The following is a 2460-nucleotide window of genomic DNA, read 5'->3' as shown; positions in this document are numbered from 1 at the left end:
GCTGCAAGGACTCCTTCGCCGAGCTGGACCTCGCGGGCGCGGGCTGGCAGGAGCTGTTCTACCCGGCGGGTTCCGTCATGGACCGCCTCGGCCGCGCCGCGGTGGGCGTGCCGTCGATGCTCGTGCTGGGCCTGGCGCACGTCCTGCTGCCGCTGGCGCACTCGGAGGTGGCGGTCGTCGCCGTCGGGCTGCTCATGGGGCTGGGCAACGGCATGGGCGCCGGGCTCGTCATGACGCTGGGCGCCGACTCCTCCCCGGCGGACGGGCGCGCGGTCTTCCTCGGCGCGTGGCGGCTGGTCACCGACACCGGTGCCGCCGCCGGCCCGCTGCTCGTCGGGGCGGTGGCCGCCGCCGGTTCCCTGGCGGCGGCCTCGGTGGGTGCCGGGGTCCTCGGGGCGCTCGCGGCGGGCGGGCTGGCGGTGTGGGTGCCCCGGCGCGGGCGGGGGGCCGGTGGCCGGGGGGTCAGCGGAGCAGGTTCAGGCCCGACAGGACCGTGACGACCAGCACGATGCGGCTGAACAGCCCCTGGTCGAGGCGGCCGACGACGCGGCGGCCGAGGAGACCACCGGCCACGACGAACGGGGCGAGCGCCGCGCACAGCAGCAGCGAGGACGTGCCGATGAGGCCGAGGCCGACGCTGAAGGGCACCTTGAAGGCGTTGACGAGGCCGAAGAACCACGCCGTCGTGCCGAGGAACCCCATCATCCCCAGGCCCATCGTCAGCAGGTACAGCGACATCACCGCCCCGCCGGCGTTGGCGACCATCGTCGTGAAACCCGCCAGCACCCCGAACACCGCCGCCGCGACGTGGCGCGCGGCACCGGTCGGCGCGACGAGGACACCGCCGGCGCGCCGCTGGCGCACCACGTGCACCGCGACGAGGACCAGCAGCACCGCCCCGATCGTGCGGCGCATCACGGTGTCGTCGACGGCCGAGACGAACAGCGCGCCGGCACCCACCCCCACCGCGACCGAGGGGAACAGCCGCACCAGCAGCGACCAGTCGGCGTGGCGGCGGTAGGCGCTGATGGCGAGCACGTCGCCGACGAGCAGCAGCGGCAGCAGCGCGCCGGTGGACTCCTTGGCGGGCAGCACCGCCGCGAAGAGCGCCACGCTGATCGAGGCCGCCCCGCCGATGGCGGTCTTGGCGAAGCCCACGAGGCACGCGGCGAGGGCGAGGACGAGGAAACCGGTGACGCCGACGTCGGTCACGGCGCGGCGGTGGGTCGGGGCACGACCCGGACAGTAACCCGCGCGCACCACCACCCCGGTACCGTGCCGGGCGTGGGGGCGAGCGCGGAGCGGGGCGTCGTGGTGGTCACCGGCGGCGGTCGGGGCATCGGCGCGGCCACGGCCCGGCTGCTGGCCGCCGACGCCGGGGAGGTGTGCCTGAGCTGGACGTCGCAGGAGGGCCCGGCGCAGCGGGTGGCCGCCGACTGCGCCGCCGCGGGCGTGCCGGCGCTGGCGGTGCGCGCCGCCGTCGCGCTGCCCGCCGACGTGGCCGCCTGGGGCGCCGCCGCCGACTCCCTCGGCCCGCTGACCGGCCTGGTCAACAACGCCGGGGTCGTGGCGCCCGCCGCGACCGTCGCCGACCTCGGGCCCGAGCGGGTCCGCCGGCTGCTGGAGGTCAACGTGGTCGGTGCCTTCGCCTGCGCGGCGGAGGCGGTGCGGCGGATGTCCACCGCGCGCGGCGGCCGCGGCGGGGCGATCGTGAACGTCTCCTCCCGCGCGGCCGTGCTCGGCGGTGCGGGGCAGTACGTGGACTACGCCGCCTCCAAGGCGGCCCTCGACGCCCTCACCACCGGCCTGGCCCTGGAGGTGGCGCGGGAGGGGATCCGCGTCAACGGGGTGCGCCCCGGCGTCGTGCGCACCGACATCCACGCCAGCGGCGGGCAGCCGGACCGGGTGGAGCGGCTGGCGGGCACCGTGCCGCTGGGCCGCGGCGGTGAACCGGAGGAGGTCGCCGAGGCGATCGCGTGGCTGCTCTCGCCGGCCGCCTCGTACGTGACGGGCGCGACCCTCGACGTCGCCGGGGGGCGCTGAGCCGCCCACCGGCTCCCCGGGGGCACCGGCTCCCCGGGGACACCGGGTGGCGGGTCAGAGGTGGGGGCTGGTGCCCGGCGGCGGGGCGTCGACGTAGACGATGCGGTCGCCCGCCTGGATCCGGGCCGCGCCGGCCTCGTTGAAGCGCAGCAGGTGCCCGGCGCGGACCACCGCGAGGACCGGCACCGGCAGCTCGGACACCGGGCGCCCCACCTCCTCCGGGCGGACGGGGCGCTCGTCGAGGTCCAGGCCCTGCCCGAAGGAGAGCAGGTCCTCCACCACGCCGACGGCGTCGGCGCTGTCGGTGGCCATGCCCAGCAGGCGCCCCGTGGTCTCGGAGGAGACGACGACCGAGCTGGCCCCGCCCTCCAGCAGCAGTTCCGCGTGCTGGGCCTCCCGCGCGGCCGCGACGACGGT

3 protein-coding genes and 1 pseudogene are annotated in these 2460 nt (G+C 77.5%); 2 read left to right on the top strand and 2 right to left on the bottom strand.

Annotation, left to right across the window (positions count from 1 at the left end; translation table 11 throughout):
- Positions 1–497, top strand: a 497-nt coding sequence (locus tag ABEB16_RS14845; RefSeq protein WP_345713010.1) for an MFS transporter, incomplete at its 5' end; no start/stop codon positions are given.
- On the opposite strand, the gene ABEB16_RS14840 is transcribed toward ABEB16_RS14845, so the two are convergent.
- Positions 463–1212 (bottom strand): sulfite exporter TauE/SafE family protein, encoded by a 750-nt coding sequence (locus ABEB16_RS14840; RefSeq protein ID WP_345713009.1) that lies wholly within the window; start codon positions 1210–1212, stop codon positions 463–465. The two genes, ABEB16_RS14845 and ABEB16_RS14840, sit on opposite strands and share 35 nt — an antisense overlap.
- 72 nt (positions 1213–1284) lie before the next feature.
- Here ABEB16_RS14840 and ABEB16_RS14835 point away from each other — a divergent pair, with 72 nt between their 5' ends.
- A complete protein-coding gene (locus tag ABEB16_RS14835; protein WP_345713008.1) occupies positions 1285–2043 on the top strand; it encodes an SDR family oxidoreductase in 759 nt (252 codons plus the stop codon).
- A gap of 54 nt (positions 2044–2097) precedes the next feature.
- Here ABEB16_RS14835 and ABEB16_RS14830 read toward each other — a convergent pair.
- Positions 2098–2460 (bottom strand): annotated as a pseudogene (locus tag ABEB16_RS14830) (Ion channel protein); the annotation flags it as partial.

The sequence above is a fragment of the Kineococcus glutinatus genome (genome assembly GCF_039542765.1).
GTDB lineage: Bacteria > Actinomycetota > Actinomycetes > Actinomycetales > Kineococcaceae > Kineococcus_A > Kineococcus_A glutinatus.
The sequence above is the reverse complement of the archived record's forward strand: the minus strand, read 5'-3'. Positions and strand labels throughout refer to the sequence as shown.